Below are 25,488 nucleotides of genomic sequence, written 5' to 3' on the forward strand. Positions count from 1 at the left end.
CCCCGTGTAGCGGCTGGCGAGAGCTACAAATGTGCACATTTGTAGTGACTACGCCTATCTGGGTCTTGTGTTTTTATGGTAGTTCTGTGCTTTTTTTGAAGTGCTATTTCTCTATTTCTTGTCGCTTCTTTAGGATGAATTCAGGGTGTTCTCCAGCGAGTAAAAGCAAATAAAGGTATTCACCTTTTGTAATCCCCCGACTATTAACTGTGTTCGATTCTTCTTTCTTCTGCCAGCCTCGTAAACTTATACCAAATATATTCGCGCATTCTTTTAATGTTAAACCGGCAGCAATACGTAATCGTTTTACATTCTCTGGCGTAGGATTTATTTCAATAACATTATTATTTTTCATTTTTATTCGCCGTAAAAATTTTAATAAAGTCCACAATCATCTCAGACAAAGGCATCTGCTTAATGTTTAATCTTAAATCTTCCATATTGTCAAAAAAAAACGCTTTATCCATTAAAATTATTCTTTTAGGTTTAATCCCTTTAGCTTTTTCTGAACGTGTTGGATCTGTTCTATCCATAATTAAAAACCGCAATTTAAATTTTTCGCCATCTGAATACACAGTTAACATTTTTCTTAATTTACCACCTGCTTTTCTATGATAGATTTGATTCATTTTATTTTTACCTAGTGACATTTCATTACTAAAAATTCCATATCGCTTTAACTCTCTTTTGTCTCCGACCATTTAACGATTGCGTAGCGGATAGTTCGTAATTGCATGACTCGCACAGCTCGTCACGCCTGAAAAACGCTGTGCAGGGGGCGCAAGCGCAGTTCCGGGGGCTATAATCGTTTAGCAGTTCGCTACGCTCACGTAGCGGCGCGTATAACCCTTTGTATTCTTCTATCACCATTTTTCGCGCCTTTCATGCCCTGACGGGCATCTTAACATTAGAAGATGGTTAGCGTATTTTGATGATAGCCAGCCATCAATGAGACTGGCGTAAATCGGATTTATAATGTCGATACAAAACCAACAATTTTTATTAGCTGCTCGGTGTTTAGTTTATAGAGCTTTAGATTATATCCGTCATAACCTTCTTTTACCTTGCCATGAATACCACTTGAGGCGACAATGACCGTAATAGCATTATAATAAGATTCTAACTTAACTTGCTGTGCTAGCATTCCTTTTAAAATTCTTTTTTGTTCTTTTTTCTCCTGTTCTTTCTGGTGATACTCGTTAGCTTTATTGATTTCATCAACAGCGGTGATTAATACTTTTCGTTTAATATCTTCCGCAATTGCGCTGGCATTTCTCGTGAGTGAAACAGAGCATTTTGCTAATTTACCGTAGCGATAGTGATAATAATCAACACTGCCATAAATCATGATCCGGTCTTTTTCCCTTCTGCAAACGATAGAATAGTTCTTTAGTGTTGGATTCATCAATTTTATAAGGTGTTCTTCATCCTGATGTAGTTTATTGATTCGCCATCCACTACCCATAAAGACACAAACACGCTCAAAAAGGGGTGTAATGGTCAACAAATTCTGTAGAAGATCTAAGCGGCATTTTTTAGTTCATGATATTTTTGATGTGGCGTTAAATAACCAATCGTTGAATGGCGTCGATAATAATTGTAAAACTGAATATAATTTTCAACTTCACAGACAACAGATTGATGATTCATAAACGATAAACGGTTAAGTCTTTCTGTCTTTAAACTCCTAAAAAATCTTTCCATCACGGCATTATCGAGGCAATTACCTCGCCGACTCATGCTTTGAGTTATTTTCCGTTCAAAGAGGTGCGCCCTAAACTCCTCCGATGAATATTGGCAACCTTGATCTGAATGGAACATCAAACTTGTCGTATCCGGTAATTGCCGTTCAATTGCGTTATCTAAGGCTTCTTTCACTAATTTCGAATCCGGTTTTGTTGATAAGGCATAACCAATAATTTCTTTGGTGGCTAAATCCAACACACAGGCTAAATAGCTCCACCCATAGTGATGTCTAATATACGTGATATCCCCGACATAATAGTGATTATGCTGTTCAGGGGAAAATTGTCGTTTAAGCAAATTAGGGGTATATCGATGTTCGTTACCCGATGAGTGATAGTAGTGCTTTTTCGTTGGTCTAATTGCAACTAATTGATTTAATTTCATGATGTTCGATATTTTATAAGTGCCAATTTGGTGCCCTAAACCCTTTAACTCGGCTTGAATACGTCTTTTGCCATAAATTTGACCCGATGTATAAAAAATACGTTTGATTTCGCCACACAGTCTTTCATTTTCAACTGTCGGTATTTTCGTTTCATAATAAAAACTACTGCTGCTTACTTCAAAAAGATGGCATAACTCAGTGACCGTAAAATTGGGGTACATGATTTTCAGTTGCTTCACGATTTTGAGTTTTGATTGTCGAGGATGAAGTAAGCCGCGGCTTTTTTTAATATGTCATTATCCCTCTGAGCACGCTTAAGTTGAACTTCTAATTCTTGTATGCGCTGTTGCTCGGGTGTTAACGCTTTTGATTTTACAGGCGTATTCCCATTTAACTCGGCAAGATATTGTTGCTTCCATCGTGATACGGCAGATTTACCCGCACCGGATATTTTTTCAACTTGGATATTGCTATATCCACCTTCAACCATGAGTTTTGCATATTCCAGTTTTTGCTTTCCGCTAAAGGTTACTTTTACTTTTCGGGTCATATTTATACCTATAAGATTTTGCTTAATTATAAGCTATAAATCTCTACAGTTTTATTAGACCACTACAAAACCAGACAGGTGGCGAATGATGGGTAACGTCGTATGTCTCTACAGCATTTTTCTTATGCGTAGTTTTGTATGCCTATCTGCTCCACCTATACCAACAGTAACGATTGGAATATTGAGTATCAAGATGAATAGAGGTATGCCACAAAGCCACCATAAAACACAAGACCCGGATAGTCGTAGCCACTACAAATGTGCACATTTGTAGCTCTCGCCAACCGCTACACGGGTTTTGGAGGAAGGATGAAATTTATTAGCTTTAGAATATCGAGTGATAATTATAACAAATTAAAGGATGTGATAATAAAATTAAGTGGTAAAAGCCAGCCGCTTTTTTTCTGTTCTTGCCAATAAAATTATTTCTCAATATTCGACAGAAGTCGATACCGTCTCCTGTAAAGAATCGACATTATCAAATGTGAGGCAAATCCGTTTATCTGATGAGATGCTTAATCAGTTGACTCTGCAAGCGGATTCCCGGCACTGGTCAGTGGCGAAAGAAATAAGATTTATGTTAAACCTTGCCATGACCACGGAGCCTGTTCTTCTGGATGAGGAAGTGGAAGAATTACGCCGGGCAAGAAATGCCGTCAATACGGCGGGGCGTAATCTGGCTACGATTATTCGTCAACGTCAGTATAATGATGTAAAAGAAACAGAATTGTGGGAAGCGGTGAAAAAACTCAATAAGGACGTTGAGGATGTGAAAAAATCCGTGCGGCAATTGACTAATGCTGCTGTGAATGTGCGTAGTGTAAAATCCGTAATACGCCAAAATGATAAGGTGATGTTATGTCAAAAGAATAGGTAAAAAATCGGATGATGAATATAAAGCTCGTAAATTACGGGGCAACAGGAGCAGGCCAGACGGACACCTTATAACTTTAAAATGCGTAATGGTGGCGCGAAATATGAAAAAAACATCAAAGCCGGATGTTACAGCAGGGGCGAGTCGTGAGGTAATGGTAAAATTACCGGCAGCGCTAACCGGCCTCGCGGGGTTAAAATGAAATAAACTATATTGCACGAGAAGGGAAATAACTTTACGTGATAACAATGGCGTAGAATATCACATAGCTGTCCGGGAGCAACGAAAAGAAGCGTATGAATCGCTTATCGATGATGAAGATAAAAAGCAGTACACCCATGACCGTTCACCTAATCTTGTGCATAATATGGTTTTTTCATCCCCGAAGATAGCGGAGGTATCGGAAAGGGATATGATTAAAGCGGCAGAGGAGACACTAAGGGAAAAATATCCTGAAAACCGCGTTCTGATTGCATATCATACTGATAAAGAACATCATCCACATGTTCATGCATTGCTTCGCATTCCTGATAATGGCGGTAAGCGGATTAATATTCGTAAAAAAGACCTGCGCGAGTTACGCGAGAAGTTTGCCGGAAACCTGCAAAAAATGGGCTATAACGTCAAATGTACCCATAAATATGATTTTGGGAAGAAAGAGCAGCTTAAACGTGAGCCTGATCGTCTACGCAATCTGTTTGAAGTGGTTGAGTTCGGTCGGACAAATTATCTGTTTGATCCAAAAAACAAGCAGCAAAACTATATCACGCTGCGCACCCTGAAAAACAAAACAGAGATGACACGATGGGGTAGCAATATTGCTGATGAAATCAAGCGTGAAGGGGTAAAAGTCGGCAGTGTGATAAAAATGCGCAAGGAGGGTGAAACAACAGTAAAAGTACCGTTGACAGACGGGCAGGGCAATCAGCAGGGATGGTCAGATCACAAGCGCAATAACTGGCGCATCGAAAATCAGGGTGCAATGGGCATAAAGCCCGCGCCGTTTGATAAATTGAAACCATTGGATACCTCAGAGCAGTTGTTGAAGCAACAGCGCGGTTTTTCGCTGTTTAAACAAAATCAGGAAGCGACAGTTAAACTTCAGGAGAAACAAAAGCTGGGTATTCGCGTCGGGATATTCAAATTTTAATGTGAAAGAATGGCGAGGGTTATCCCTCATAGGTATAATGCATTAATGAAAAAGACACTTTCCCACCATGACAGTCTGTTTAAGAAATTCCTTGGTGATATCACCATCGCAAGGGATTTTCTGCAAATTCATTTACCGGAAAAACTTCGTCAATTGTGTGATTTTAGTACGCTGGCGATGGAGTCCGGAAGCTTTATTGAGCCAGACCTGCGTAGCCAGTGTTCGGATATGCTCTATTCAATGAAGACCACAGCGGGTCATGATAGTTACGTCTATTGCCTTATCGAGCACCAGAGCAGCCCAGAAAAGCTGATGGCATTTCGTTTGATGCGCTATGCGGTGGCGGCGATGCAACGGCATCTTGAGCAGGGTAATGACACCTTACCTGTGGTGATCCCGATGCTGTTTTATCAGGGTAACACTTCGCCGTATCCCTACAGTACCCATTGTCTGGATTGTTTTGCTGATCCAGAGCTGGCAAAGTCTGTTTATATGCAGGCGTTTCCGCTGGTTGACGTTACGGCGATCCCCGACGAAGAAATTGTCACGCATCGGCACGTTGCCCTAATGGAGCTGGTGATGAAGCATATCCGTACCCGCGATATGCTAGAGTTAAGTCAAGAGATAGCATCCTTGCTCAATCAGTGGGTATTGCAGCCTGAGCTATTTCGAGGATTAATATGTTATATTGTAGAACGAGGAAATACTTCTGATGCAAAGCAATTTTTGCATCAGATTGCGGAAAAAGCGACTGATTATCGGGAGGTAGTGATGACTATTGCAGAGCAGCTACGGCAAGAAGGTGAGAAACTTGGTGAACAGCGGGGCATAGAAAAAGGTATCTTGAAAGGCCGTCAAGAAGGAATACAGCTTGGCGAACAAAAAGGTGAGAAAAATGCCTCAGTTAAAATAGCTCGCCAGCTTTTAGCCAACGGCGTTGATCGGGCGATTGTCAAAATGTCAACGGGGCTGTCTGATGCTGAGATTAATGCACTGATGGATTAATCTGTGTCGAGTAATACTATTTTACCTCGCTCATTTTATGAGCGTGATACGCTTTGTGTGGCAAAGGATTTGCTGGGAAAAGTTTTAAAGTTTGCTGATTATTATGGCGTTATCAACGAAGTGGAAGCCTATATAGGGCAGGATGATCCGGCCTGTCATGCCGCGCGAGGCTGTACGCCACGAACAGCAGTCATGTTTGGTGCTGCCGGGGTTTCCTATGTTTATCTTATTTACGGCATGTACCATTGTCTGAATATTGTGACCGAACGTGAAGGATTTCCGTCGGCGGTTTTAATTCGAGGTATAGAATTAGAAAAACCGATGCGTCTTTCTTTGGATGGGCCGGGTAAACTCTGCAAAAAATTAAATATCACGAAAAATAATAACCAGATTGATTTAACACAATCGAATTATTTTTGTGTTTACGATACCACGGCCAGACCAGAATATATGACCACACCAAGAATAGGCATAAAAGTTGGCACTGATAAATTATGGCGTTTTAAGTCAATGTAAACACCGTTAAGTACCAAGCGCAATATGTGCCTACATTCATTAATATATCCTTGCCGATTTTCCTCTCAGTCGCTATAATCGAGGTGTTAATCCTCAATGGTTAACCGGGTGTAGGAACCTGAGTTTTTCCTTGGCGACAGATGACGCGCCCCGCGTCTTTTTTATGTCGAAAAAAGCCTAAGTATGCCTGTAAATTATGGTGGCTCAGGCGGGGCACCCGTAAGGGTGGCCGGTATCCAAGGAAGCCGGTATTCCTACCCTCGTCTGGGCTACCCTTCCTGATTGAACAGTATTGCCAGCCTGAAAAGGTGTTTATGCGCCATTTTGAAGGCTGCGAACACTGTTATCACGGGATTGTCGGGCGGATTGTGGTAGCCGAAGTGATTGCCCCGGATGCCCAATTTTTTGAACTGTACCGGACAAAAAGTAAAGCGGCCGCGAAAACCTACTGGCATCGAAAACTAGGTGGCATGACCCGTAATCAGCACGTTCTGCACTACATCCATGCGGGAGAAGTTGACCCACTGGCCGCGCATTTCATTTGCCCGATTGATGAAGACAGTTATACGTTGTTACCGCAATAAAATCCTCTCCCACACTGAATTCCGCATGCTGTTTTTACGCACTCATTTTTATTGTTGACTTTATGACCAGTTTGTAATGCTGTTTATTTATACAGTATAATGTAGATGTGATTTTGTTGAATTAACAATTAATCTAACATATAGAGAAGAGAGGAGCTTATGTATCCAATTGACTACAACTCGTATCGTTCTGTAAAAAGCTTTAATCGCCGTGTACGTTTCCTTGTCATGCATTATACCGCGGCTAATTTTAAAAGTTCAGTCAATATGCTAACCGGTAGCTCAGTTAGCGCGCATTATCTTGTTCCTGATCCATCTGACCAAACTTATATTGATGCAGGATTTAAAAATATGTGCATATTTAATCTGGTTGATGAAAACGAGAGGTCTTGGCATGCAGGTGTGAGTAATTGGGCTGGTCGTAACAACCTCAACGATACCGCCATTGGTATTGAAACAGTTAATCTAGCGACGGACAATAATGGTGAGTTTACTTTCCCACCTTTCCACCCACAACAGATAGAAGCCATCATTGAGTTGTCAAAAAATATTATACAACGTTACCCAGACATCTCCCAAGTCAACGTTATTGGGCATTCTGATATTGCACCGGGGCGGAAAAGTGATCCTGGAGCGGCTTTCCCTTGGGAAGATCTTTATAAGGCCGGTATTGGCGCATGGCCAGATATAGATACCATTGAGAAGTACAAGAAAAAGTTTATTTCTCAAGGTATACCTGAGCGTAACGCTATTATAAACTTATTCAATAAATATGGCTATTCAGTCCAAAATGCAAACAACGCTGATGGTTTTAAACAGTTAACAAGAGCCTTTCAACTACATTTCCGTCAAGAAAACTATGATGGAGTTATGGATACGGAAACCATATCGATACTAGCTGCTTTATGCGAAAAGTACAAAAAAATTCAAAGTTAATATTTATTCAAAAAATCATCACTTTGTACATCCACTATCGATAGGAGTACTTTTTCAAGCCACTTTAAATTTTGTTTAACAGAGTACTGCTTTTTAATGAATGTTTAATTTTTAAACGCCCCAATTCGGGGCGCTATTATATTAAGCTGCATTGTGTTCCAGAATACGTCCTGATTCATTTTGAACGCCAATGGCGATTTTCTGTGGTTTTTCCTGTTCGGGAATATCATAAGTAAATTGAAGGGTTAATAATCCTTTATCCAGATTGGCCTGCTGGATGGTTATCCGATGCTCAAGTCTGAAACTTAAGGAAAAATCGCTTTTTCTAATCCCCTGATGCAACCATTTGATGCCATCTTTTTCTTCGTTAGCCTCTGTTTCCTCAACCTTCGGTTTACCGCTCAGGGTTAACTGGTTATTAAGCACTGAAATATCGAGTTCATGGTTAGGAAATTGAATCGCTTTTAAAGTGAGTAGCAAAAGCCATCCCTTATTGCAAAAAGGAGATGGGGATCGATTTATTGTGTTTAGTGCCAGTTAACATTTCCTCAGAGAGTGTAATTTCTAACCTGATTTCCTTATTTTAGACACATTGATCCTGCGTTTAGCTGCGTAACCATCGCTTTTTCTCCAGGTTATACAGTCTTTCTGACAACAATTCCGTTGCTTTTTTACCCATTTGCGCCCCGGTGAAAAGCAGCCTGTCGCCACACAGAATACATTTGTACGGATCGGTACGCAGAAATCCTTTCATCAGCACAGAAAAACCTGGGTTCTCCGGTTTTTTACGTGCCGTCATCTCAAGTGCCTTATACACTTTCGGCAATAGTTTTCCCCGTTTACGATTCGACAAAAAACCAGAGTAACGCACCATTTTAAAATGCCTGGCCGGAATATGGCTTATATAGCGTCTAATCATCTCTTCCTGCGGCAGAGTCTGCTGCCGATGCTGGCCAGTTCGGTGGTCATGGTAGTGATGAACAACGGCACCCCCTCGGTAATGCCGCAGTTTTGACGCAGATACCGGTGGGCGTTTAAGGTAGCGACCGAGGTACTTAACACTATGCCATGCCCCTTTCGTTTTTTTAGCAAAGTGCACTTTCCAATAACGTCCGTACTGCGCCCTCAAGTAACGCCGCCAATGTTTTTTGTCACGGATATGGCCAAGACCGGGAAGAAGGCCAGGGTTAATTAAATCATAACTGTGACGCAGTAGTCGGATAACAGCCCCTCGCCAGATTTCTTCGACATCCTTTTTTTTGAAAAACAGCTTTCGCCATACACTATGTTGTCACCGATCATGCAAAACTGATCCACTAACGATCATCTAAAACTGATCCACTTGGTATTATTCGCACATTTTTGTACGGATAATTTATGTTAACCAAGGAGATATTTGTGGATATTCATGTTCGCTTTGCACAAGGACAAAGCCTTCGAAAAATTGCCAGTGAGTTGGGTATATCCCGTAACACCGTAAAACATCATTTACAACAACAGACAATGCCAACTTATGCTAAAAGAAGTCAACAACCGACTAAATTATCCCCCTTTAAACCTTATTTGCTTCAGCGAATTGAACTGGCTAAACCTGATTGGATCCCTGCAACAGTCTTATTTGATGAGGTAGTTGAAAACGGCTATCAAGGTGGTATTGCTCAATTACGCCGATTTGTTTGTCAATTTAAACCAAGCATTGTTCCCGAAGTAGTCGTCCGTTTTGAAACACAGCCAGGTCAACAAATGCAAATCGACTTCACCAGCATCCGGCGAGGTAAAAAATCGCTGAAAGCGTTTGTTGCAACGCTAGGCTATTCGCGTGCGAGTTATGTAAAGTTCTTTGATAATGAACGTAGCACGCTACGCGTGAGCGGCGCAGCGGTGCTGCTTCGGGGATGTTAATGAGTTAAGTACTGTTTTATACTCTGCAGTAGGTTAATTTTTTTCAGGGATTCATCTCGATGGCTCGCAATAAATCTCCCAGAAAGCGTAAACCGGTTAAATCAGGCAGGCTGCCCGTCACTTCACGTGCCACAGCGCCTGTTTATCCGAAACGTTTTATGCTCTCTCTCCCACCCGAAAATGATGATGACAGACCGCCTGAATTTTTTATGACACCCTAAAAGAAGCCATACGCCACTGCCTCCGACTCGGCCCCAATTTTTTCTCGACACGCAGTATTACCCGCCGCTAGTCACGATTATCAGGGTTTTAAACAACGCCAAGACCAAGCCGATGACGCTGGATACGACTACACTGAGGGGAATAACTGAAAGTCTGCCTGCCGATGAATTCATCACCTATACGGAGCTAGGAATAATCCCTGTTTCCTTTGAACCCTGGGATAAACACACCGATAACTGGGCTGACGAATCTGGCAATTTCTGTTTCTTTGGCAAGATGCCCATAAGGTAATTGAGTCAGATGTATATCCCTCGTCCTGCTAAACTACTTTTCACCATTGATGACGGTTGGAATAAATTCCTCGAAAATACGGCGATAGCGTTAGTTCGTGGACGAGTTTATCTGTGGAGCGCATGCTTGCCTGCGGCACTTGTGCCATGGGTGTCCGGCGCTATTGTTGCGCTTCGTCTGATTGTTCTCACAGCCGTTTTTTCTGCCAAAGCTGTAAGTCAAAAGCCTGCAGTTCATGTGGCTTTAAAGCCACCGAGCAGTGGTTAGCACAGCAGGTTCATATTTTACCCGACTGCGACTGGCAACACATTACTTTCACCATGCCACATCTCCTTTGGCCTTTTTTTAACAATAACTGGCCGCTACTTAATGCTCTGTTTCGGGCAGCCACTCGAGCTATGCTGCAGTTGGCTCGCAAACAGGGTATCGAAATTGGTATTTTCTGTGCCTTGCATACTTATGGCCGGCAACTCAATCAACATCCGCATGTTCATGTTTCCGTCACTCGAGGGGGTTTGGATAGTAAACATAGTGTATGGCGAAAGCTGTTTTCAAAAAAAAGGATGTCGAAGAAATCTGGCGAGGGGCTGTTATCCGACTACTGCGTCACAGTTATGATTTAATTAACCCTGGCCTTCTTCCCGGTCTTGGCCATATCCGTGACAAAAAACATTGGCGGCGTTACTTGAGGGCGCAGTACGGACGTTATTGGAAAGTGCACTTTGCTAAAAAAACGAAAGGGGCATGGCATAGTGTTAAGTACCTCGGTCGCTACCTTAAACGCCCACCGGTATCTGCGTCAAAACTGCGGCATTACCGAGGGGGTGCCGTTGTTCATCACTACCATGACCACCGAACTGGCCAGCATCGGCAGCAGACTCTGCCGCAGGAAGAGATGATTAGACGCTATATAAGCCATATTCCGGCCAGGCATTTTAAAATGGTGCGTTACTCTGGTTTTGTCGAATCGTAAACGAGGAAAACTATTGCCGAAAGTGTATAAGGCACTTGAGATGACGGCACGTAAAACCGGAGAACCCAGGTTTTCTGTGCTGATGAAAGGATTTCTGCGTACCGATCCGTACAAATGTATTCTGTGTGGCGACAGGCTGCTTTTCACCGGGGCGCAAATGGGTAAAAAAGCAACGGAATTGTTGTCAGAAAGACTGCATAACCTGGAGAAAAGCGATGGTTACGCAGCTAAACGCAGGATCAATGTGTCTAAAATAAGGAAATCAGGTTAGAAATTACACTCTCTGAGGAAATGTTAACTGGCACTAAACACAATAAATCGATCCCCATCTCCTTTTGCAATAAGGGATGGCTTTGCTACTCACTTTAAAAGCGATTCAATTTCCTAACCATGAACGTAGCACGCTACGCGTGAGCGGCGCAGCGGTGCTGCTTCGGGGATGTTAATGAGTTGAGTACTGTTTTATACTCTGCAGTAGGTTAATTTTTTCAGGGATTCATCTCGATGGCTCGCAATAAATCTCCCAGAAAGCGTAAACCGGTTAAATCAGGCAGGCTGCCCGTCACTTCACGTGCCACAGCGCCTGTTTATCCGAAACGTTTTATGATCTCTCCCACCCGAAAATGATGATGACAGACCGCCTGAATTTTTTTATGACACCCTAAAAGAAGCCATACGCCACTGCGTCCGACTCGGCCCCAATTTTTCTCGACACGCAGTATTACCCGCCGCTAGTCACGATTATCAGGGTTTTGAACAACGCCAAGACCAAGCCGATGACGCTGGATACGACTACACTGAGGGGTAATAACTGAAAGTCTGCCTGCCGATGAATTCATCACCTATACGGAGCTAGGAATAATCCCTGTTTCCTTTGAACCCTGGGATAAACACACCGATAACTGGGCTGACGAATCTGACAATTTCTGTTTCTTTGGCAAGATGCCCATAAGGTAATTGAGTCAGATGTATATCCCTCGTCCTGCTAAACTACTTTTCACCATTGATGACGGTTGGAATAAATTCCTCGAAAAATACGGCGATAGCGTTAGTTCGTGGACGAGTTTATCTGTGGAGCGCATGCTTGCCTGCGGCACTTGTGCCATGGGTGTCCGGCGCTATTGTTGCGCTTCGTCTGATTGTTCTCACAGCCGTTTTTTCTGCCAAAGCTGTAAGTCAAAAGCCTGCAGTTCATGTGGCTTTAAAGCCACCGAGCAGTGGTTAGCACAGCAGGTTCATATTTTACCCGACTGCGACTGGCAACACATTACTTTCACCATGCCACATCTCCTTTGGCCTTTTTTTAACAATAACTGGCCGCTACTTAATGCTCTGTTTCGGGCAGCCACTCGAGCTATGCTGCAGTTGGCTCGCAAACAGGGTATCGAAATTGGTATTTTCTGTGCCTTGCATACTTATGGCCGGCAACTCAATCAACATCCGCATGTTCATGTTTCCGTCACTCGAGGGGGTTTGGATAGTAAACATAGTGTATGGCGAAAGCTGTTTTTCAAAAAAAAGGATGTCGAAGAAATCTGGCGAGGGGCTGTTATCCGACTACTGCGTCACAGTTATGATTTAATTAACCCTGGCCTTCTTCCCGGTCTTGGCCATATCCGTGACAAAAAACATTGGCGGCGTTACTTGAGGGCGCAGTACGGACGTTATTGGAAAGTGCACTTTGCTAAAAAAAACGAAAGGGGCATGGCATAGTGTTAAGTACCTCGGTCGCTACCTTAAACGCCCACCGGTATCTGCGTCAAAACTGCGGCATTACCGAGGGGGTGCCGTTGTTCATCACTACCATGACCACCGAACTGGCCAGCATCGGCAGCAGACTCTGCCGCAGGAAGAGATGATTAGACGCTATATAAGCCATATTCCGGCCAGGCATTTTAAAATGGTGCGTTACTCTGGTTTTGTCGAATCGTAAACGGGGAAAACTATTGCCGAAAGTGTATAAGGCACTTGAGATGACGGCACGTAAAAAACCGGAGAACCCAGGTTTTTCTGTGCTGATGAAAGGATTTCTGCGTACCGATCCGTACAAATGTATTCTGTGTGGCGACAGGCTGCTTTTCACCGGGGCGCAAATGGGTAAAAAAGCAACGGAATTGTTGTCAGAAAGACTGCATAATCTGGAGAAAAAGCGATGGTTACGCAGCTAAACGCAGGATCAATGTGTCTAAAATAAGGAAATCAGGTTAGAAATTACACTCTCTAAGGAAATGTTAACTGGCACTAAACACAATAAATCGATCCCCATCTCCTTTTTGCAATAAGGGATGGCTTTTGCTACTCACTTTAAAAGCGATTCAATTTCCTAACCATGAACCCAGGTTTTCTGTGCTGATGAAAGGATTTCTGCGTACCGATCCGTACAAATGTATTCTGTGTGGCGACAGGCTGCTTTTCACCGGGGCGCAAATGGGTAAAAAAGCAACGGAATTGTTGTCAGAAAGACTGCATAACCTGGAGAAAAAGCGATGGTTACGCAGCTAAACGCAGGATCAATGTGTCTAAAATAAGGAAATCAGGTTAGAAATTACACTCTCTGAGGAAATGTTAACTGGCACTAAACACAATAAATCGATCCCCATCTCCTTTTTGCAATAAGGGATGGCTTTTGCTACTCACTTTAAAAGCGATTCAATTTCCTAACCATCAAGTTTTTGCCTCACTTAAATCACGGTAAAGGCCAGTACTGGTCTACGCTTAGTGGTATTGTACAACTGCATAAAAAACGACACATTTGGTGCGCAGGCGCGGCGGGGCTACTACTGCAATTTTTGGGGTAAAATCGGATTTTTTCTATCTAAAACAATCCAAAAATCGATTACAGGGAATTTTAGAGAAATCGGTGAATTTTTTGATATTGCAGTTCATATCTGGTTCATAAATCAATTTTAAGCAGCCTGTAACGCTATGTACGTCGTTTTCTTGATATAGGTAACCCAATCGTAGCGATTTTCAATTTAATACGATTAGAATCGATTACAGGCGGTTTTAGGTTTTGATGCCGTCAGGCATGGAAGGCGACACTCAATAGTGACAGAGAATAACAATAGTTAAATCGCCGAAGCCTACGAAGCAGTGAGAGATTGATATATTGCCCGTAACCCATGCGTAGCATCCCTGCAAAGCCTATTGGCACGATATGACAGCGATAATGATGTTAATTGTCGAAGATGAGGTATTGAAGCAAAGTTGTTGAGAATAATTCTCAATTATAATAAGATATAGTTATTATTACATCAATACTTTTACTCATTGCTTCTAGCCAACACCAGCTTGTTGGCTATTTTTTTGCTTGAATTTTTAATTAACGGCTTCTTTCAATCAAAGTTTTACCCGCTTTAAAACTGGGAACGTTTGCAGCAGCAATTTGAATGGTCTTGCCTGTTTGTGGATTGCGTCCTTCCCTTGCCGCTCTTGGCTTAACTTGAAAGTTACCAAAGCCAACTAGTTGTACTTCATCTCTGGCCTTTAGTGTTTCTGTCACGGTTTCAATGAAAGCGTTCAGCGCCTTCTCTGAATCTTTTTTGGTTAAGTCTGCTTTTTCAGCAATTTGCTGATGAGTTCTGTTTTGTTCATGGTGTGCCTGAATTAATGGATACGTTAATCCTAGTGATGCTAGCTGTAGCGACTGAATAGGCAATGTTTCAGTGTTAATTAACCAAAAAATCTTTTTAATTAAAATCCCACCGCTCGACGCAAGTCTGTGACCGAGCGAAGCGAGTGAGCAGACGAGGAAGCGGAATATCACAATTGCAAAAGAGAAATACGGTCACTAAGTAGTAACATATATTTTTTGTTCAGGGTTTTGTTAGAAGAAAAGTTATCCACAGCCACTTTACCTTAAAAGACTTTTTTTAACTTATTTTAACTTCAAAAGACTTAGAGAGGCTAAAGGTCTAAATATAGGTCAATTAATACTATAAAAATAAATAAATAATGTAATCAATAATTTAACTTCTAAAAGGTTAGCATGTAACAGGGAAAAGGTTAGCATGTAACAGGGAAAAGGTTAGCATGTAACAGGGAAAAGGTTAGCATGTAACAGGGAAAAGGTTAGCATGTAACAGGGAAAAGGTTAGCATGTAACAGGGGAAAGGTTAGCATGTAACAGGGAAAAGGTTAGCATGTAACAGGCGAAATAATTATTTATACACATAAAGGATTTCTTTGTAAAAAAGATAATAGATATCTTTATTTTATTGACAACCTTTATTGATGATGATAAATTTGTTTTACTATGTTCATTAAGGGTAAAAATAAATGTGCTTAATGTGACTAAAAAAACAAAGATTAGACATCGAAATGGTATAAATAAAACGTTTGCTTCTATGCCTTTGGCTGCTAGAAGAATTCTATTTTTGATCATGGCGCAAATAGACTCAAAACGTTTAATAAAAGAAGGACAAATTTTTGAAATTTCGGCTAAAGATTATTCAGCATTGTGTTCCATCGATATAGATACTGCATATGAACAACTAAAAAAGGAGCAGAACAACTTCATGCACAATCATTGAAAATTCCGCAAAGTGAACTACTAAAAGCTTTTACCAGAAGACCAAGTGAATTTCTTGAGAGTGAGAAACAATGGAGAGGTATGCGTTTGCTGCATATAACTGATTCTTGTAGTTATATCGATATGGAAGCCATTGTACAAGTTAGGTTTAGTAGGCAAGTAGAGCCTTACATATGTATGATAGAAAAAGATTTTACCACACAGGTACTTTTAAGTTCTGTTCGTATTGCAGATACAAACGCTAGTAATTTTTATCAGTACTTAAGAAAAAATATATCATCAGGTAAATCAAGATACTTTGAGATTGAAGTTGACAAACTAAGAGAAGATCTTGGCATTGAAAAGCATGAGACATATAAAAATTACAAATTTTTAAAAAGTCAGTTTATAGATCGCGCTATAAAGAAAATATTAAATATTACTGAGTTTAAAAAAATAGAAGTTAAAATCTTAGAAAGAAAAGGCAGAAAAGCTCATAAAATAATGATTAGCTATGAATATGAAAATTGTTAGTTAACGCTCCACGTCAGTGTTGAACGCACTGCCGTAGAGCTAATCCAAAGCCTAACTCTACTAGGAGTCGGACTATGCGAAATAGTACGCATATTGCACGCATAATGAAAGTGTGCGGCATATCAATCGAGCAGCTTTTGAGCTTTGCTCACACATCAAAATATCTTACACCCCGTCAGCGTGAGTACCTTCTGAGTATCGGAGGTGCAGCATGAAATCCGAGTTGATTAAATGCTTTTGAGTAGCGGTGTTCCTTGTGGTTTTGCGGATAGTGAAGGGAAATTAAGGCCAACGCTAAAATGGTAGATTTTCTCGGTTTGAATAAAGATGCGCCTGAAATGGTGACTTTATTAGAGAAAATCCGCACTGAAAAATCGCCGTTTTTTGTCATTATTAAACTGGTTTCTGATTTCAAGAAAGCACCCAAAGTCTGGCACTTTCATTTTCTACCGCTTTTTTGTAGTGAAAATGGCTACCTAGGCACTTTCTTTCACGCTCACGAGTTCATGGTTAGGAAATTGAATCGCTTTTAAAGTGAGTAGCAAAAGCCATCCCTTATTGCAAAAAGGAGATGGGGATCGATTTATTGTGTTTAGTGCCAGTTAACATTTCCTCAGAGAGTGTAATTTCTAACCTGATTTCCTTATTTTAGACACATTGATCCTGCGTTTAGCTGCGTAACCATCGCTTTTTCTCCAGGTTATGCAGTCTTTCTGACAACAATTCCGTTGCTTTTTTACCCATTTGCGCCCCGGTGAAAAGCAGCCTGTCGCCACACAGAATACATTTGTACGGATCGGTACGCAGAAATCCTTTCATCAGCACAGAAAAACCTGGGTTCTCCGGTTTTTTACGTGCCGTCATCTCAAGTGCCTTATACACTTTCGGCAATAGTTTTCCCCGTTTACGATTCGACAAAAAACCAGAGTAACGCACCATTTTAAAATGCCTGGCCGGAATATGGCTTATATAGCGTCTAATCATCTCTTCCTGCGGCAGAGTCTGCTGCCGATGCTGGCCAGTTCGGTGGTCATGGTAGTGATGAACAACGGCACCCCCTCGGTAATGCCGCAGTTTTGACGCAGATACCGGTGGGCGTTTAAGGTAGCGACCGAGGTACTTAACACTATGCCATGCCCCTTTCGTTTTTTTAGCAAAGTGCACTTTCCAATAACGTCCGTACTGCGCCCTCAAGTAACGCCGCCAATGTTTTTTGTCACGGATATGGCCAAGACCGGGAAGAAGGCCAGGGTTAATTAAATCATAACTGTGACGCAGTAGTCGGATAACAGCCCCTCGCCAGATTTCTTCGACATCCTTTTTTTTGAAAAACAGCTTTCGCCATACACTATGTTTACTATCCAAACCCCCTCGAGTGACGGAAACATGAACATGCGGATGTTGATTGAGTTGCCGGCCATAAGTATGCAAGGCACAGAAAATACCAATTTCGATACCCTGTTTGCGAGCCAACTGCAGCATAGCTCGAGTGGCTGCCCGAAACAGAGCATTAAGTAGCGGCCAGTTATTGTTAAAAAAAGGCCAAAGGAGATGTGGCATGGTGAAAGTAATGTGTTGCCAGTCGCAGTCGGGTAAAATATGAACCTGCTGTGCTAACCACTGCTCGGTGGCTTTAAAGCCACATGAACTGCAGGCTTTTGACTTACAGCTTTGGCAGAAAAACGGCTGTGAGAACAATCAGACGAAGCGCAACAATAGCGCCGGACACCCATGGCACAAGTGCCGCAGGCAAGCATGCGCTCCACAGATAAACTCGTCCACGAACTAACGCTATCGCCGTATTTTTCGAGGAATTTATTCCAACCGTCATCAATGGTGAAAAGTAGTTTAGCAGGACGAGGGATATACATCTGACTCAATTACCTTATGGGCATCTTGCCAAAGAAACAGAAATTGTCAGATTCGTCAGCCCAGTTATCGGTGTGTTTATCCCAGGGTTCAAAGGAAACAGGGATTATTCCTAGCTCCGTATAGGTGATGAATTCATCGGCAGGCAGACTTTCAGTTATTACCCCCTCAGTGTAGTCGTATCCAGCGTCATCGGCTTGATGGTTAGGAAATTGAATCGCTTTTAAAGTGAGTAGCAAAAGCCATCCCTTATTGCAAAAAGGAGATGGGGATCGATTTATTGTGTTTAGTGCCAGTTAACATTTCCTCAGAGAGTGTAATTTCTAACCTGATTTCCTTATTTTAGACACATTGATCCTGCGTTTAGCTGCGTAACCATCGCTTTTTCTCCAGGTTATGCAGTCTTTCTGACAACAATTCCGTTGCTTTTTTACCCATTTGCGCCCCGGTGAAAAGCAGCCTGTCGCCACACAGAATACATTTGTACGGATCGGTACGCAGAAATCCTTTCATCAGCACAGAAAAACCTGGGTTCTCCGGTTTTTTACGTGCCGTCATCTCAAGTGCCTTATACACTTTCGGCAATAGTTTTCCTCGTTTACGATTCGACAAAAAACCAGAGTAACGCACCATTTTAAAATGCCTGGCCGGAATATGGCTTATATAGCGTCTAATCATCTCTTCCTGCGGCAGAGTCTGCTGCCGATGCTGGCCAGTTCGGTGGTCATGGTAGTGATGAACAACGGCACCCCCTCGGTAATGCCGCAGTTTTGACGCAGATACCGGTGGGCGTTTAAGGTAGCGACCGAGGTACTTAACACTATGCCATGCCCCTTTCGTTTTTTTAGCAAAGTGCACTTTCCAATAACGTCCGTACTGCGCCCTCAAGTAACGCCGCCAATGTTTTTTGTCACGGATATGGCCAAGACCGGGAAGAAGGCCAGGGTTAATTAAATCATAACTGTGACGCAGTAGTCGGATAACAGCCCCTCGCCAGATTTCTTCGACATCCTTTTTTTTGAAAAACAGCTTTCGCCATACACTATGTTTACTATCCAAACCCCCCTCGAGTGACGGAAACATGAACATGCGGATGTTGATTGAGTTGCCGGCCATAAGTATGCAAGGCACAGAAAATACCAATTTCGATACCCTGTTTGCGAGCCAACTGCAGCATAGCTCGAGTGGCTGCCCGAAACAGAGCATTAAGTAGCGGCCAGTTATTGTTAAAAAAAGGCCAAAGGAGATGTGGCATGGTGAAAGTAATGTGTTGCCAGTCGCAGTCGGGTAAAATATGAACCTGCTGTGCTAACCACTGCTCGGTGGCTTTAAAGCCACATGAACTGCAGGCTTTTGACTTACAGCTTTGGCAGAAAAACGGCTGTGAGAACAATCAGACGAAGCGCAACAATAGCGCCGGACACCCATGGCACAAGTGCCGCAGGCAAGCATGCGCTCCACAGATAAACTCGTCCACGAACTAACGCTATCGCCGTATTTTTCGAGGAATTTATTCCAACCGTCATCAATGGTGAAAAGTAGTTTAGCAGGACGAGGGATATACATCTGACTCAATTACCTTATGGGCATCTTGCCAAAGAAACAGAAATTGCCAGATTCGTCAGCCCAGTTATCGGTGTGTTTATCCCAGGGTTCAAAGGAAACAGGGATTATTCCTAGCTCCGTATAGGTGATGAATTCATCGGCAGGCAGACTTTCAGTTATTCCCCCTCAGTGTAGTCGTATCCAGCGTCATCGGCTTGGTCTTGGCGTTGTTTAAAACCCTGATAATCGTGACTAGCGGCGGGTAATACTGCGTGTCGAGAAAAAATTGGGGGCCGAGTCGGACGCAGTGGCGTATGGCTTCTTTTAGGGTGTCATAAAAAAATTCAGGCGGTCTGTCATCATCATTTTCGGGTGGGAGAGAGAGCATAAAACGTTTCGGATAAACAGGCGCTGTGGCACGTGAAGTGACGGGCAGCCTGCCTGATTTAACCGGTTTACGCTTTCTGGGAGATTTATTGCGAGCCATCGAGATGAATCCCTGAAAAAAATTAACCTACTGCAGAGTATAAAACAGTACTTAACTCATTAACATCCCCGAAGCAGCACCGCTGCGCCGCTCACGCGTAGCGTGCTACGTTCATGGTTAGGAAATTGAATCGCTTTTAAAGTGAGTAGCAAAAGCCATCCCTTATTGCAAAAAGGAGATGGGGATCGATTTATTGTGTTTAGTGCCAGTTAACATTTCCTCAGAGAGTGTAATTTCTAACCTGATTTCCTTATTTTAGACACATTGATCCTGCGTTTAGCTGCGTAACCATCGCTTTTTCTCCAGGTTATGCAGTCTTTCTGACAACAATTCCGTTGCTTTTTTACCCATTTGCGCCCCGGTGAAAAGCAGCCTGTCGCCACACAGAATACATTTGTACGGATCGGTACGCAGAAATCCTTTCATCAGCACAGAAAAACCTGGGTTCTCCGGTTTTTTACGTGCCGTCATCTCAAGTGCCTTATACACTTTCGGCAATAGTTTTCCTCGTTTACGATTCGACAAAAAACCAGAGTAACGCACCATTTTAAAATGCCTGGCCGGAATATGGCTTATATAGCGTCTAATCATCTCTTCCTGCGGCAGAGTCTGCTGCCGATGCTGGCCAGTTCGGTGGTCATGGTAGTGATGAACAACGGCACCCCCTCGGTAATGCCGCAGTTTTGACGCAGATACCGGTGGGCGTTTAAGGTAGCGACCGAGGTACTTAACACTATGCCATGCCCCTTTCGTTTTTTTAGCAAAGTGCACTTTCCAATAACGTCCGTACTGCGCCCTCAAGTAACGCCGCCAATGTTTTTTGTCACGGATATGGCCAAGACCGGGAAGAAGGCCAGGGTTAATTAAATCATAACTGTGACGCAGTAGTCGGATAACAGCCCCTCGCCAGATTTCTTCGACATCCTTTTTTTTGAAAAACAGCTTTCGCCATACACTATGTTTACTATCCAAACCCCCTCGAGTGACGGAAACATGAACATGCGGATGTTGATTGAGTTGCCGGCCATAAGTATGCAAGGCACAGAAAATACCAATTTCGATACCCTGTTTGCGAGCCAACTGCAGCATAGCTCGAGTGGCTGCCCGAAACAGAGCATTAAGTAGCGGCCAGTTATTGTTAAAAAAAGGCCAAAGGAGATGTGGCATGGTGAAAGTAATGTGTTGCCAGTCGCAGTCGGGTAAAATATGAACCTGCTGTGCTAACCACTGCTCGGTGGCTTTAAAGCCACATGAACTGCAGGCTTTTGACTTACAGCTTTGGCAGAAAAAACGGCTGTGAGAACAATCAGACGAAGCGCAACAATAGCGCCGGACACCCATGGCACAAGTGCCGCAGGCAAGCATGCGCTCCACAGATAAACTCGTCCACGAACTAACGCTATCGCCGTATTTTTCGAGGAATTTATTCCAACCGTCATCAATGGTGAAAAGTAGTTTAGCAGGACGAGGGATATACATCTGACTCAATTACCTTATGGGCATCTTGCCAAAGAAACAGAAATTGTCAGATTCGTCAGCCCAGTTATCGGTGTGTTTATCCCAGGGTTCAAAGGAAACAGGGATTATTCCTAGCTCCGTATAGGTGATGAATTCATCGGCAGGCAGACTTTCAGTTATTCCCCCTCAGTGTAGTCGTATCCAGCGTCATCGGCTTGGTCTTGGCGTTGTTCAAAACCCTGATAATCGTGACTAGCGGCGGGTAATACTGCGTGTCGAGAAAAAATTGGGGGCCGAGTCGGACGCAGTGGCGTATGGCTTCTTTTAGGGTGTCATAAAAAAATTCAGGCGGTCTGTCATCATCATTTTCGGGTGGGAGAGAGATCATAAAACGTTTCGGATAAACAGGCGCTGTGGCACGTGAAGTGACGGGCAGCCTGCCTGATTTAACCGGTTTACGCTTTCTGGGAGATTTATTGCGAGCCATCGAGATGAATCCCTGAAAAAAATTAACCTACTGCAGAGTATAAAACAGTACTCAACTCATTAACATCCCCGAAGCAGCACCGCTGCGCCGCTCACGCGTAGCGTGCTACGTTCATGGTTAGGAAATTGAATCGCTTTTAAAGTGAGTAGCAAAAGCCATCCCTTATTGCAAAAAGGAGATGGGGATCGATTTATTGTGTTTAGTGCCAGTTAACATTTCCTCAGAGAGTGTAATTTCTAACCTGATTTCCTTATTTTAGACACATTGATCCTGCGTTTAGCTGCGTAACCATCGCTTTTTCTCCAGGTTATGCAGTCTTTCTGACAACAATTCCGTTGCTTTTTTACCCATTTGCGCCCCGGTGAAAAGCAGCCTGTCGCCACACAGAATACATTTGTACGGATCGGTACGCAGAAATCCTTTCATCAGCACAGAAAAACCTGGGTTCTCCGGTTTTTTACGTGCCGTCATCTCAAGTGCCTTATACACTTTCGGCAATAGTTTTCCCCGTTTACGATTCGACAAAAAACCAGAGTAACGCACCATTTTAAAATGCCTGGCCGGAATATGGCTTATATAGCGTCTAATCATCTCTTCCTGCGGCAGAGTCTGCTGCCGATGCTGGCCAGTTCGGTGGTCATGGTAGTGATGAACAACGGCACCCCCTCGGTAATGCCGCAGTTTTGACGCAGATACCGGTGGGCGTTTAAGGTAGCGACCGAGGTACTTAACACTATGCCATGCCCCTTTCGTTTTTTTAGCAAAGTGCACTTTCCAATAACGTCCGTACTGCGCCCTCAAGTAACGCCGCCAATGTTTTTTGTCACGGATATGGCCAAGACCGGGAAGAAGGCCAGGGTTAATTAAATCATAACTGTGACGCAGTAGTCGGATAACAGCCCCTCGCCAGATTTCTTCGACATCCTTTTTTTTGAAAAACAGCTTTCGCCATACACTATGTTTACTATCCAAACCCCCTCGAGTGACGGAAACATGAACATGCGGATGTTGATTGAGTTGCCGGCCATAAGTATGCAAGGCACAGAAAATACCAATTTCGATACCCTGTTTGCGAGCCAACTGCAGCATAGCTCGAGTGGCTGCCCGAAACAGAGCATTAAGTAGCGGCCAGTTATTGTTAAAAAAAGGCCAAAGGAGATGTGGCATGGTGAAAGTAATGTGTTGCCAGTCGCAGTCGGGTAAAATATGAACCTGCTGTGCTAACCACTGCTCGGTGGCTTTAAAGCCACATGAACTGCAGGCTTTTGACTTACAGCTTTGGCAGAAAAAACGGCTGTGAGAACAATCAGACGAAGCGCAACAATAGCGCCGGACACCCATGGCACAAGTGCCGCAGGCAAGCATGCGCTCCACAGATAAACTCGTCCACGAACTAACGCTATCGCCGTATTTTTCGAGGAATTTATTCCAACCGTCATCAATGGTGAAAAGTAGTTTAGCAGGACGAGGGATATACATCTGACTCAATTACCTTATGGGCATCTTGCCAAAGAAACAGAAATTGTCAGATTCGTCAGCCCAGTTATCGGTGTGTTTATCCCAGGGTTCAAAGGAAACAGGGATTATTCCTAGCTCCGTATAGGTGATGAATTCATCGGCAGGCAGACTTTCAGTTATTACCCCCTCAGTGTAGTCGTATCCAGCGTCATCGGCTTGGTCTTGGCGTTGTTTAAAACCCCTGATAATCGTGACTAGCGGCGGGTAATACTGCGTGTCGAGAAAAAATTGGGGGCCGAGTCGGACGCAGTGGCGTATGGCTTCTTTTAGGGTGTCATAAAAAAATTCAGGCGGTCTGTCATCATCATTTTCGGGTGGGAGAGAGATCATAAAACGTTTCGGATAAACAGGCGCTGTGGCACGTGAAGTGACGGGCAGCCTGCCTGATTTAACCGGTTTACGCTTTCTGGGAGATTTATTGCGAGCCATCGAGATGAATCCCTGAAAAAAATTAACCTACTGCAGAGTATAAAACAGTACTCAACTCATTAACATCCCCGAAGCAGCACCGCTGCGCCGCTCACGCGTAGCGTGCTACGTTCATGGTTAGGAAATTGAATCGCTTTTAAAGTGAGTAGCAAAAGCCATCCCTTATTGCAAAAAGGAGATGGGGATCGATTTATTGTGTTTAGTGCCAGTTAACATTTCCTCAGAGAGTGTAATTTCTAACCTGATTTCCTTATTTTAGACACATTGATCCTGCGTTTAGCTGCGTAACCATCGCTTTTTCTCCAGGTTATGCAGTCTTTCTGACAACAATTCCGTTGCTTTTTTACCCATTTGCGCCCCGGTGAAAAGCAGCCTGTCGCCACACAGAATACATTTGTACGGATCGGTACGCAGAAATCCTTTCATCAGCACAGAAAAACCTGGGTTCTCCGGTTTTTTACGTGCCGTCATCTCAAGTGCCTTATACACTTTCGGCAATAGTTTTCCCGTTTACGATTCGACAAAAAACCAGAGTAACGCACCATTTTAAAATGCCTGGCCGGAATATGGCTTATATAGCGTCTAATCATCTCTTCCTGCGGCAGAGTCTGCTGCCGATGCTGGCCAGTTCGGTGGTCATGGTAGTGATGAACAACGGCACCCCCTCGGTAATGCCGCAGTTTTGACGCAGATACCGGTGGGCGTTTAAGGTAGCGACCGAGGTACTTAACACTATGCCATGCCCCTTTCGTTTTTTTAGCAAAGTGCACTTTCCAATAACGTCCGTACTGCGCCCTCAAGTAACGCCGCCAATGTTTTTTGTCACGGATATGGCCAAGACCGGGAAGAAGGCCAGGGTTAATTAAATCATAACTGTGACGCAGTAGTCGGATAACAGCCCCTCGCCAGATTTCTTCGACATCCTTTTTTTTGAAAAACAGCTTTCGCCATACACTATGTTTACTATCCAAACCCCCTCGAGTGACGGAAACATGAACATGCGGATGTTGATTGAGTTGCCGGCCATAAGTATGCAAGGCACAGAAAATACCAATTTCGATACCCTGTTTGCGAGCCAACTGCAGCATAGCTCGAGTGGCTGCCCGAAACAGAGCATTAAGTAGCGGCCAGTTATTGTTAAAAAAAGGCCAAAGGAGATGTGGCATGGTGAAAGTAATGTGTTGCCAGTCGCAGTCGGGTAAAATATGAACCTGCTGTGCTAACCACTGCTCGGTGGCTTTAAAGCCACATGAACTGCAGGCTTTTGACTTACAGCTTTGGCAGAAAAAACGGCTGTGAGAACAATCAGACGAAGCGCAACAATAGCGCCGGACACCCATGGCACAAGTGCCGCAGGCAAGCATGCGCTCCACAGATAAACTCGTCCACGAACTAACGCTATCGCCGTATTTTTCGAGGAATTTATTCCAACCGTCATCAATGGTGAAAAGTAGTTTAGCAGGACGAGGGATATACATCTGACTCAATTACCTTATGGGCATCTTGCCAAAGAAACA

General features: G+C 43.2%; 24 protein-coding genes and 9 pseudogenes. 17 read left to right on the forward strand and 16 right to left on the reverse strand.

Annotation, left to right across the window (positions count from 1 at the left end):
• Positions 1–103: 103 nt before the first annotated feature.
• The 4 genes from ArsFIN_RS24820 to ArsFIN_RS24835 all read right to left on the reverse strand — a co-directional run bounded on the left by ArsFIN_RS24820 (position 104) and on the right by ArsFIN_RS24835 (position 2,681).
• Positions 104–355 carry a helix-turn-helix domain-containing protein gene (locus ArsFIN_RS24820; RefSeq protein WP_026823899.1) on the reverse strand — a complete coding sequence of 84 codons (252 nt, stop codon included), beginning with the start codon at positions 353–355 and terminating at the stop codon, positions 104–106.
• Positions 345–701, reverse strand: coding sequence for a hypothetical protein (locus ArsFIN_RS24825; RefSeq protein ID WP_135679033.1), 357 nt, complete (start codon positions 699–701; stop codon positions 345–347). Before ArsFIN_RS24825 ends, ArsFIN_RS24820 begins: the two co-directional genes overlap by 11 nt.
• A gap of 269 nt (positions 702–970) precedes the next feature.
• The gene (locus ArsFIN_RS24830; RefSeq protein WP_026823901.1) at positions 971–1,507 is read right to left on the reverse strand and encodes a hypothetical protein; all 537 of its coding nucleotides are present in this window, start codon (positions 1,505–1,507) and stop codon (positions 971–973) included.
• A 14-nt stretch (positions 1,508–1,521) separates the two neighbouring features.
• Positions 1,522–2,681 (reverse strand): IS3 family transposase gene (locus ArsFIN_RS24835; protein WP_135679031.1). Its coding sequence is split into 2 segments (ribosomal slippage): positions 1,522–2,402 and positions 2,402–2,681, totalling 1,161 coding nucleotides; the frame shifts between segments, so codons are not numbered across the junction.
• A 379-nt stretch (positions 2,682–3,060) separates the two neighbouring features.
• On the opposite strand from ArsFIN_RS24835, the gene ArsFIN_RS24840 reads away from it, so the two are divergent.
• The 6 genes and pseudogenes from ArsFIN_RS24840 (at position 3,061) to ArsFIN_RS24865 (ending at position 7,746) form a co-directional block, all read left to right on the forward strand.
• Positions 3,061–3,558 carry a hypothetical protein gene (locus ArsFIN_RS24840; protein WP_135679060.1) on the forward strand — a complete coding sequence of 166 codons (498 nt, stop codon included), beginning with the start codon at positions 3,061–3,063 and terminating at the stop codon, positions 3,556–3,558.
• 262 nt (positions 3,559–3,820) lie between these two features.
• Positions 3,821–4,705 carry a MobP1 family relaxase gene (gene mobP1, locus ArsFIN_RS24845; protein WP_276489452.1) on the forward strand — a complete coding sequence of 295 codons (885 nt, stop codon included), beginning with the start codon at positions 3,821–3,823 and terminating at the stop codon, positions 4,703–4,705.
• A 45-nt stretch (positions 4,706–4,750) separates the two neighbouring features.
• Positions 4,751–5,710: an Rpn family recombination-promoting nuclease/putative transposase gene (locus tag ArsFIN_RS24850; RefSeq protein WP_026824268.1), complete on the forward strand. Its 960-nt coding sequence runs from the start codon at positions 4,751–4,753 to the stop codon at positions 5,708–5,710.
• A gap of 3 nt (positions 5,711–5,713) precedes the next feature.
• On the forward strand, positions 5,714–6,226 hold the full coding sequence (locus ArsFIN_RS24855) for a DNA-3-methyladenine glycosylase (protein ID WP_026824269.1): 513 nt from the start codon (positions 5,714–5,716) through the stop codon (positions 6,224–6,226).
• 278 nt (positions 6,227–6,504) lie between these two features.
• A pseudogene (locus ArsFIN_RS24860) lies at positions 6,505–6,810 on the forward strand (type II secretion protein E); the annotation flags it as partial.
• Positions 6,811–6,969: 159 nt separating this feature from the next.
• Entirely contained in the window at positions 6,970–7,746 is a 777-nt protein-coding gene (locus tag ArsFIN_RS24865) for an N-acetylmuramoyl-L-alanine amidase (RefSeq protein WP_026824271.1), read from the forward strand.
• Between the two features lie 141 nt (positions 7,747–7,887).
• On the opposite strand, the gene ArsFIN_RS24870 is transcribed toward ArsFIN_RS24865, so the two are convergent.
• Together ArsFIN_RS24870 and ArsFIN_RS24875 are read right to left on the reverse strand one after the other, a co-directional pair.
• Positions 7,888–8,226, reverse strand: coding sequence for an Hsp20 family protein (locus ArsFIN_RS24870; protein WP_246067618.1), 339 nt, complete (start codon positions 8,224–8,226; stop codon positions 7,888–7,890).
• Between the two features lie 124 nt (positions 8,227–8,350).
• A pseudogene (locus ArsFIN_RS24875) lies at positions 8,351–9,037 on the reverse strand (IS91 family transposase); the annotation flags it as partial.
• An 86-nt stretch (positions 9,038–9,123) separates the two neighbouring features.
• On the opposite strand from ArsFIN_RS24875, the gene ArsFIN_RS24880 reads away from it, so the two are divergent.
• The 7 genes and pseudogenes from ArsFIN_RS24880 to ArsFIN_RS24900 all read left to right on the forward strand — a co-directional run.
• Entirely contained in the window at positions 9,124–9,648 is a 525-nt protein-coding gene (locus ArsFIN_RS24880) for a LuxR C-terminal-related transcriptional regulator (protein WP_246067617.1), read from the forward strand.
• A 59-nt stretch (positions 9,649–9,707) separates the two neighbouring features.
• The gene (locus tag ArsFIN_RS26870) at positions 9,708–9,869 is read left to right on the forward strand and encodes a hypothetical protein (RefSeq protein ID WP_167876672.1); all 162 of its coding nucleotides are present in this window, start codon (positions 9,708–9,710) and stop codon (positions 9,867–9,869) included.
• A 112-nt stretch (positions 9,870–9,981) separates the two neighbouring features.
• Entirely contained in the window at positions 9,982–10,161 is a 180-nt protein-coding gene (locus tag ArsFIN_RS24885; protein WP_135677618.1) for a hypothetical protein, read from the forward strand.
• Between the two features lie 9 nt (positions 10,162–10,170).
• Positions 10,171–11,405 (forward strand): annotated as a pseudogene (locus ArsFIN_RS24890) (IS91 family transposase).
• A gap of 233 nt (positions 11,406–11,638) precedes the next feature.
• Positions 11,639–11,761, forward strand: coding sequence for a hypothetical protein (locus ArsFIN_RS28495; RefSeq protein WP_276489417.1), 123 nt, complete (start codon positions 11,639–11,641; stop codon positions 11,759–11,761).
• A 339-nt stretch (positions 11,762–12,100) separates the two neighbouring features.
• Positions 12,101–13,302: pseudogene (locus ArsFIN_RS29100) on the forward strand (IS91 family transposase).
• A 163-nt stretch (positions 13,303–13,465) separates the two neighbouring features.
• Positions 13,466–13,636, forward strand: a pseudogene (locus ArsFIN_RS24900) (IS91 family transposase); the annotation flags it as partial.
• A gap of 820 nt (positions 13,637–14,456) precedes the next feature.
• Here the strand turns inward: ArsFIN_RS24900 and ArsFIN_RS24905 are convergent.
• Positions 14,457–14,728 (reverse strand): annotated as a pseudogene (locus ArsFIN_RS24905) (HU family DNA-binding protein).
• Between the two features lie 623 nt (positions 14,729–15,351).
• On the opposite strand from ArsFIN_RS24905, the gene ArsFIN_RS28505 reads away from it, so the two are divergent.
• From ArsFIN_RS28505 to ArsFIN_RS24920, 4 genes are all read left to right on the forward strand, one after another.
• Positions 15,352–15,666, forward strand: coding sequence for a RepB family plasmid replication initiator protein (locus tag ArsFIN_RS28505; protein ID WP_167876791.1), 315 nt, complete (start codon positions 15,352–15,354; stop codon positions 15,664–15,666).
• Positions 15,663–16,178: a replication initiation protein gene (locus tag ArsFIN_RS24915; RefSeq protein ID WP_135679066.1), complete on the forward strand. Its 516-nt coding sequence runs from the start codon at positions 15,663–15,665 to the stop codon at positions 16,176–16,178. Before ArsFIN_RS28505 ends, ArsFIN_RS24915 begins: the two co-directional genes overlap by 4 nt.
• 74 nt (positions 16,179–16,252) lie before the next feature.
• Positions 16,253–16,393 carry a hypothetical protein gene (locus ArsFIN_RS26875; protein WP_167876787.1) on the forward strand — a complete coding sequence of 47 codons (141 nt, stop codon included), beginning with the start codon at positions 16,253–16,255 and terminating at the stop codon, positions 16,391–16,393.
• Positions 16,394–16,477: 84 nt separating this feature from the next.
• On the forward strand, positions 16,478–16,711 hold the full coding sequence (locus tag ArsFIN_RS24920; protein WP_135679068.1) for a hypothetical protein: 234 nt from the start codon (positions 16,478–16,480) through the stop codon (positions 16,709–16,711).
• 136 nt (positions 16,712–16,847) lie between these two features.
• On the opposite strand, the pseudogene ArsFIN_RS24925 reads toward ArsFIN_RS24920, so the two are convergent.
• The 9 genes and pseudogenes from ArsFIN_RS24925 to ArsFIN_RS24965 all read right to left on the reverse strand — a co-directional run bounded on the left by ArsFIN_RS24925 (position 16,848) and on the right by ArsFIN_RS24965 (position 25,449).
• Positions 16,848–18,049: pseudogene (locus tag ArsFIN_RS24925) on the reverse strand (IS91 family transposase).
• Between the two features lie 9 nt (positions 18,050–18,058).
• On the reverse strand, positions 18,059–18,286 hold the full coding sequence (locus ArsFIN_RS24930; protein WP_135679025.1) for a hypothetical protein: 228 nt from the start codon (positions 18,284–18,286) through the stop codon (positions 18,059–18,061).
• A 124-nt stretch (positions 18,287–18,410) separates the two neighbouring features.
• Positions 18,411–19,613, reverse strand: a pseudogene (locus ArsFIN_RS29105) (IS91 family transposase).
• Positions 19,614–19,764: 151 nt separating this feature from the next.
• The gene (locus ArsFIN_RS24940; protein WP_135679070.1) at positions 19,765–20,079 is read right to left on the reverse strand and encodes a hypothetical protein; all 315 of its coding nucleotides are present in this window, start codon (positions 20,077–20,079) and stop codon (positions 19,765–19,767) included.
• Between the two features lie 276 nt (positions 20,080–20,355).
• A complete protein-coding gene (locus ArsFIN_RS24945; RefSeq protein WP_135678014.1) occupies positions 20,356–21,558 on the reverse strand; it encodes an IS91 family transposase in 1,203 nt (400 codons plus the stop codon).
• Between the two features lie 151 nt (positions 21,559–21,709).
• Positions 21,710–22,024, reverse strand: coding sequence for a hypothetical protein (locus ArsFIN_RS24950; RefSeq protein ID WP_135679072.1), 315 nt, complete (start codon positions 22,022–22,024; stop codon positions 21,710–21,712).
• Between the two features lie 276 nt (positions 22,025–22,300).
• Entirely contained in the window at positions 22,301–23,503 is a 1,203-nt protein-coding gene (locus ArsFIN_RS24955; RefSeq protein ID WP_135678014.1) for an IS91 family transposase, read from the reverse strand.
• Positions 23,504–23,512: 9 nt separating this feature from the next.
• Positions 23,513–23,971: a hypothetical protein gene (locus tag ArsFIN_RS24960; protein ID WP_135678330.1), complete on the reverse strand. Its 459-nt coding sequence runs from the start codon at positions 23,969–23,971 to the stop codon at positions 23,513–23,515.
• A gap of 276 nt (positions 23,972–24,247) precedes the next feature.
• Positions 24,248–25,449: pseudogene (locus ArsFIN_RS24965) on the reverse strand (IS91 family transposase).
• Positions 25,450–25,488 lie beyond the last annotated feature (39 nt).

It is taken from the genome of Arsenophonus nasoniae, assembly GCF_004768525.1.
GTDB lineage: Bacteria > Pseudomonadota > Gammaproteobacteria > Enterobacterales > Enterobacteriaceae > Arsenophonus > Arsenophonus nasoniae.

Coding starts and splice junctions, on each gene's coding strand:
- ArsFIN_RS24820 (WP_026823899.1), bottom strand. CDS start 355: ATGAAAAATAATAATGTTATTGAAATAAATCCTACGCCAGAGAATGTA.
- ArsFIN_RS24825 (WP_135679033.1), bottom strand. CDS start 701: ATGGTCGGAGACAAAAGAGAGTTAAAGCGATATGGAATTTTTAGTAAT.
- ArsFIN_RS24850 (WP_026824268.1), top strand. CDS start 4,751: ATGAAAAAGACACTTTCCCACCATGACAGTCTGTTTAAGAAATTCCTT.
- ArsFIN_RS24865 (WP_026824271.1), top strand. CDS start 6,970: ATGTATCCAATTGACTACAACTCGTATCGTTCTGTAAAAAGCTTTAAT.
- ArsFIN_RS24880 (WP_246067617.1), top strand. CDS start 9,124: ATGTTAACCAAGGAGATATTTGTGGATATTCATGTTCGCTTTGCACAA.
- ArsFIN_RS26870 (WP_167876672.1), top strand. CDS start 9,708: ATGGCTCGCAATAAATCTCCCAGAAAGCGTAAACCGGTTAAATCAGGC.
- ArsFIN_RS24885 (WP_135677618.1), top strand. CDS start 9,982: ATGACGCTGGATACGACTACACTGAGGGGAATAACTGAAAGTCTGCCT.
- ArsFIN_RS28495 (WP_276489417.1), top strand. CDS start 11,639: ATGGCTCGCAATAAATCTCCCAGAAAGCGTAAACCGGTTAAATCAGGC.
- ArsFIN_RS26875 (WP_167876787.1), top strand. CDS start 16,253: ATGCGAAATAGTACGCATATTGCACGCATAATGAAAGTGTGCGGCATA.
- ArsFIN_RS24920 (WP_135679068.1), top strand. CDS start 16,478: ATGGTAGATTTTCTCGGTTTGAATAAAGATGCGCCTGAAATGGTGACT.
- ArsFIN_RS24940 (WP_135679070.1), bottom strand. CDS start 20,079: ATGGCTCGCAATAAATCTCCCAGAAAGCGTAAACCGGTTAAATCAGGC.
- ArsFIN_RS24945 (WP_135678014.1), bottom strand. CDS start 21,558: ATGTATATCCCTCGTCCTGCTAAACTACTTTTCACCATTGATGACGGT.
- ArsFIN_RS24950 (WP_135679072.1), bottom strand. CDS start 22,024: ATGGCTCGCAATAAATCTCCCAGAAAGCGTAAACCGGTTAAATCAGGC.
- ArsFIN_RS24955 (WP_135678014.1), bottom strand. CDS start 23,503: ATGTATATCCCTCGTCCTGCTAAACTACTTTTCACCATTGATGACGGT.
- ArsFIN_RS24960 (WP_135678330.1), bottom strand. CDS start 23,971: ATGGCTCGCAATAAATCTCCCAGAAAGCGTAAACCGGTTAAATCAGGC.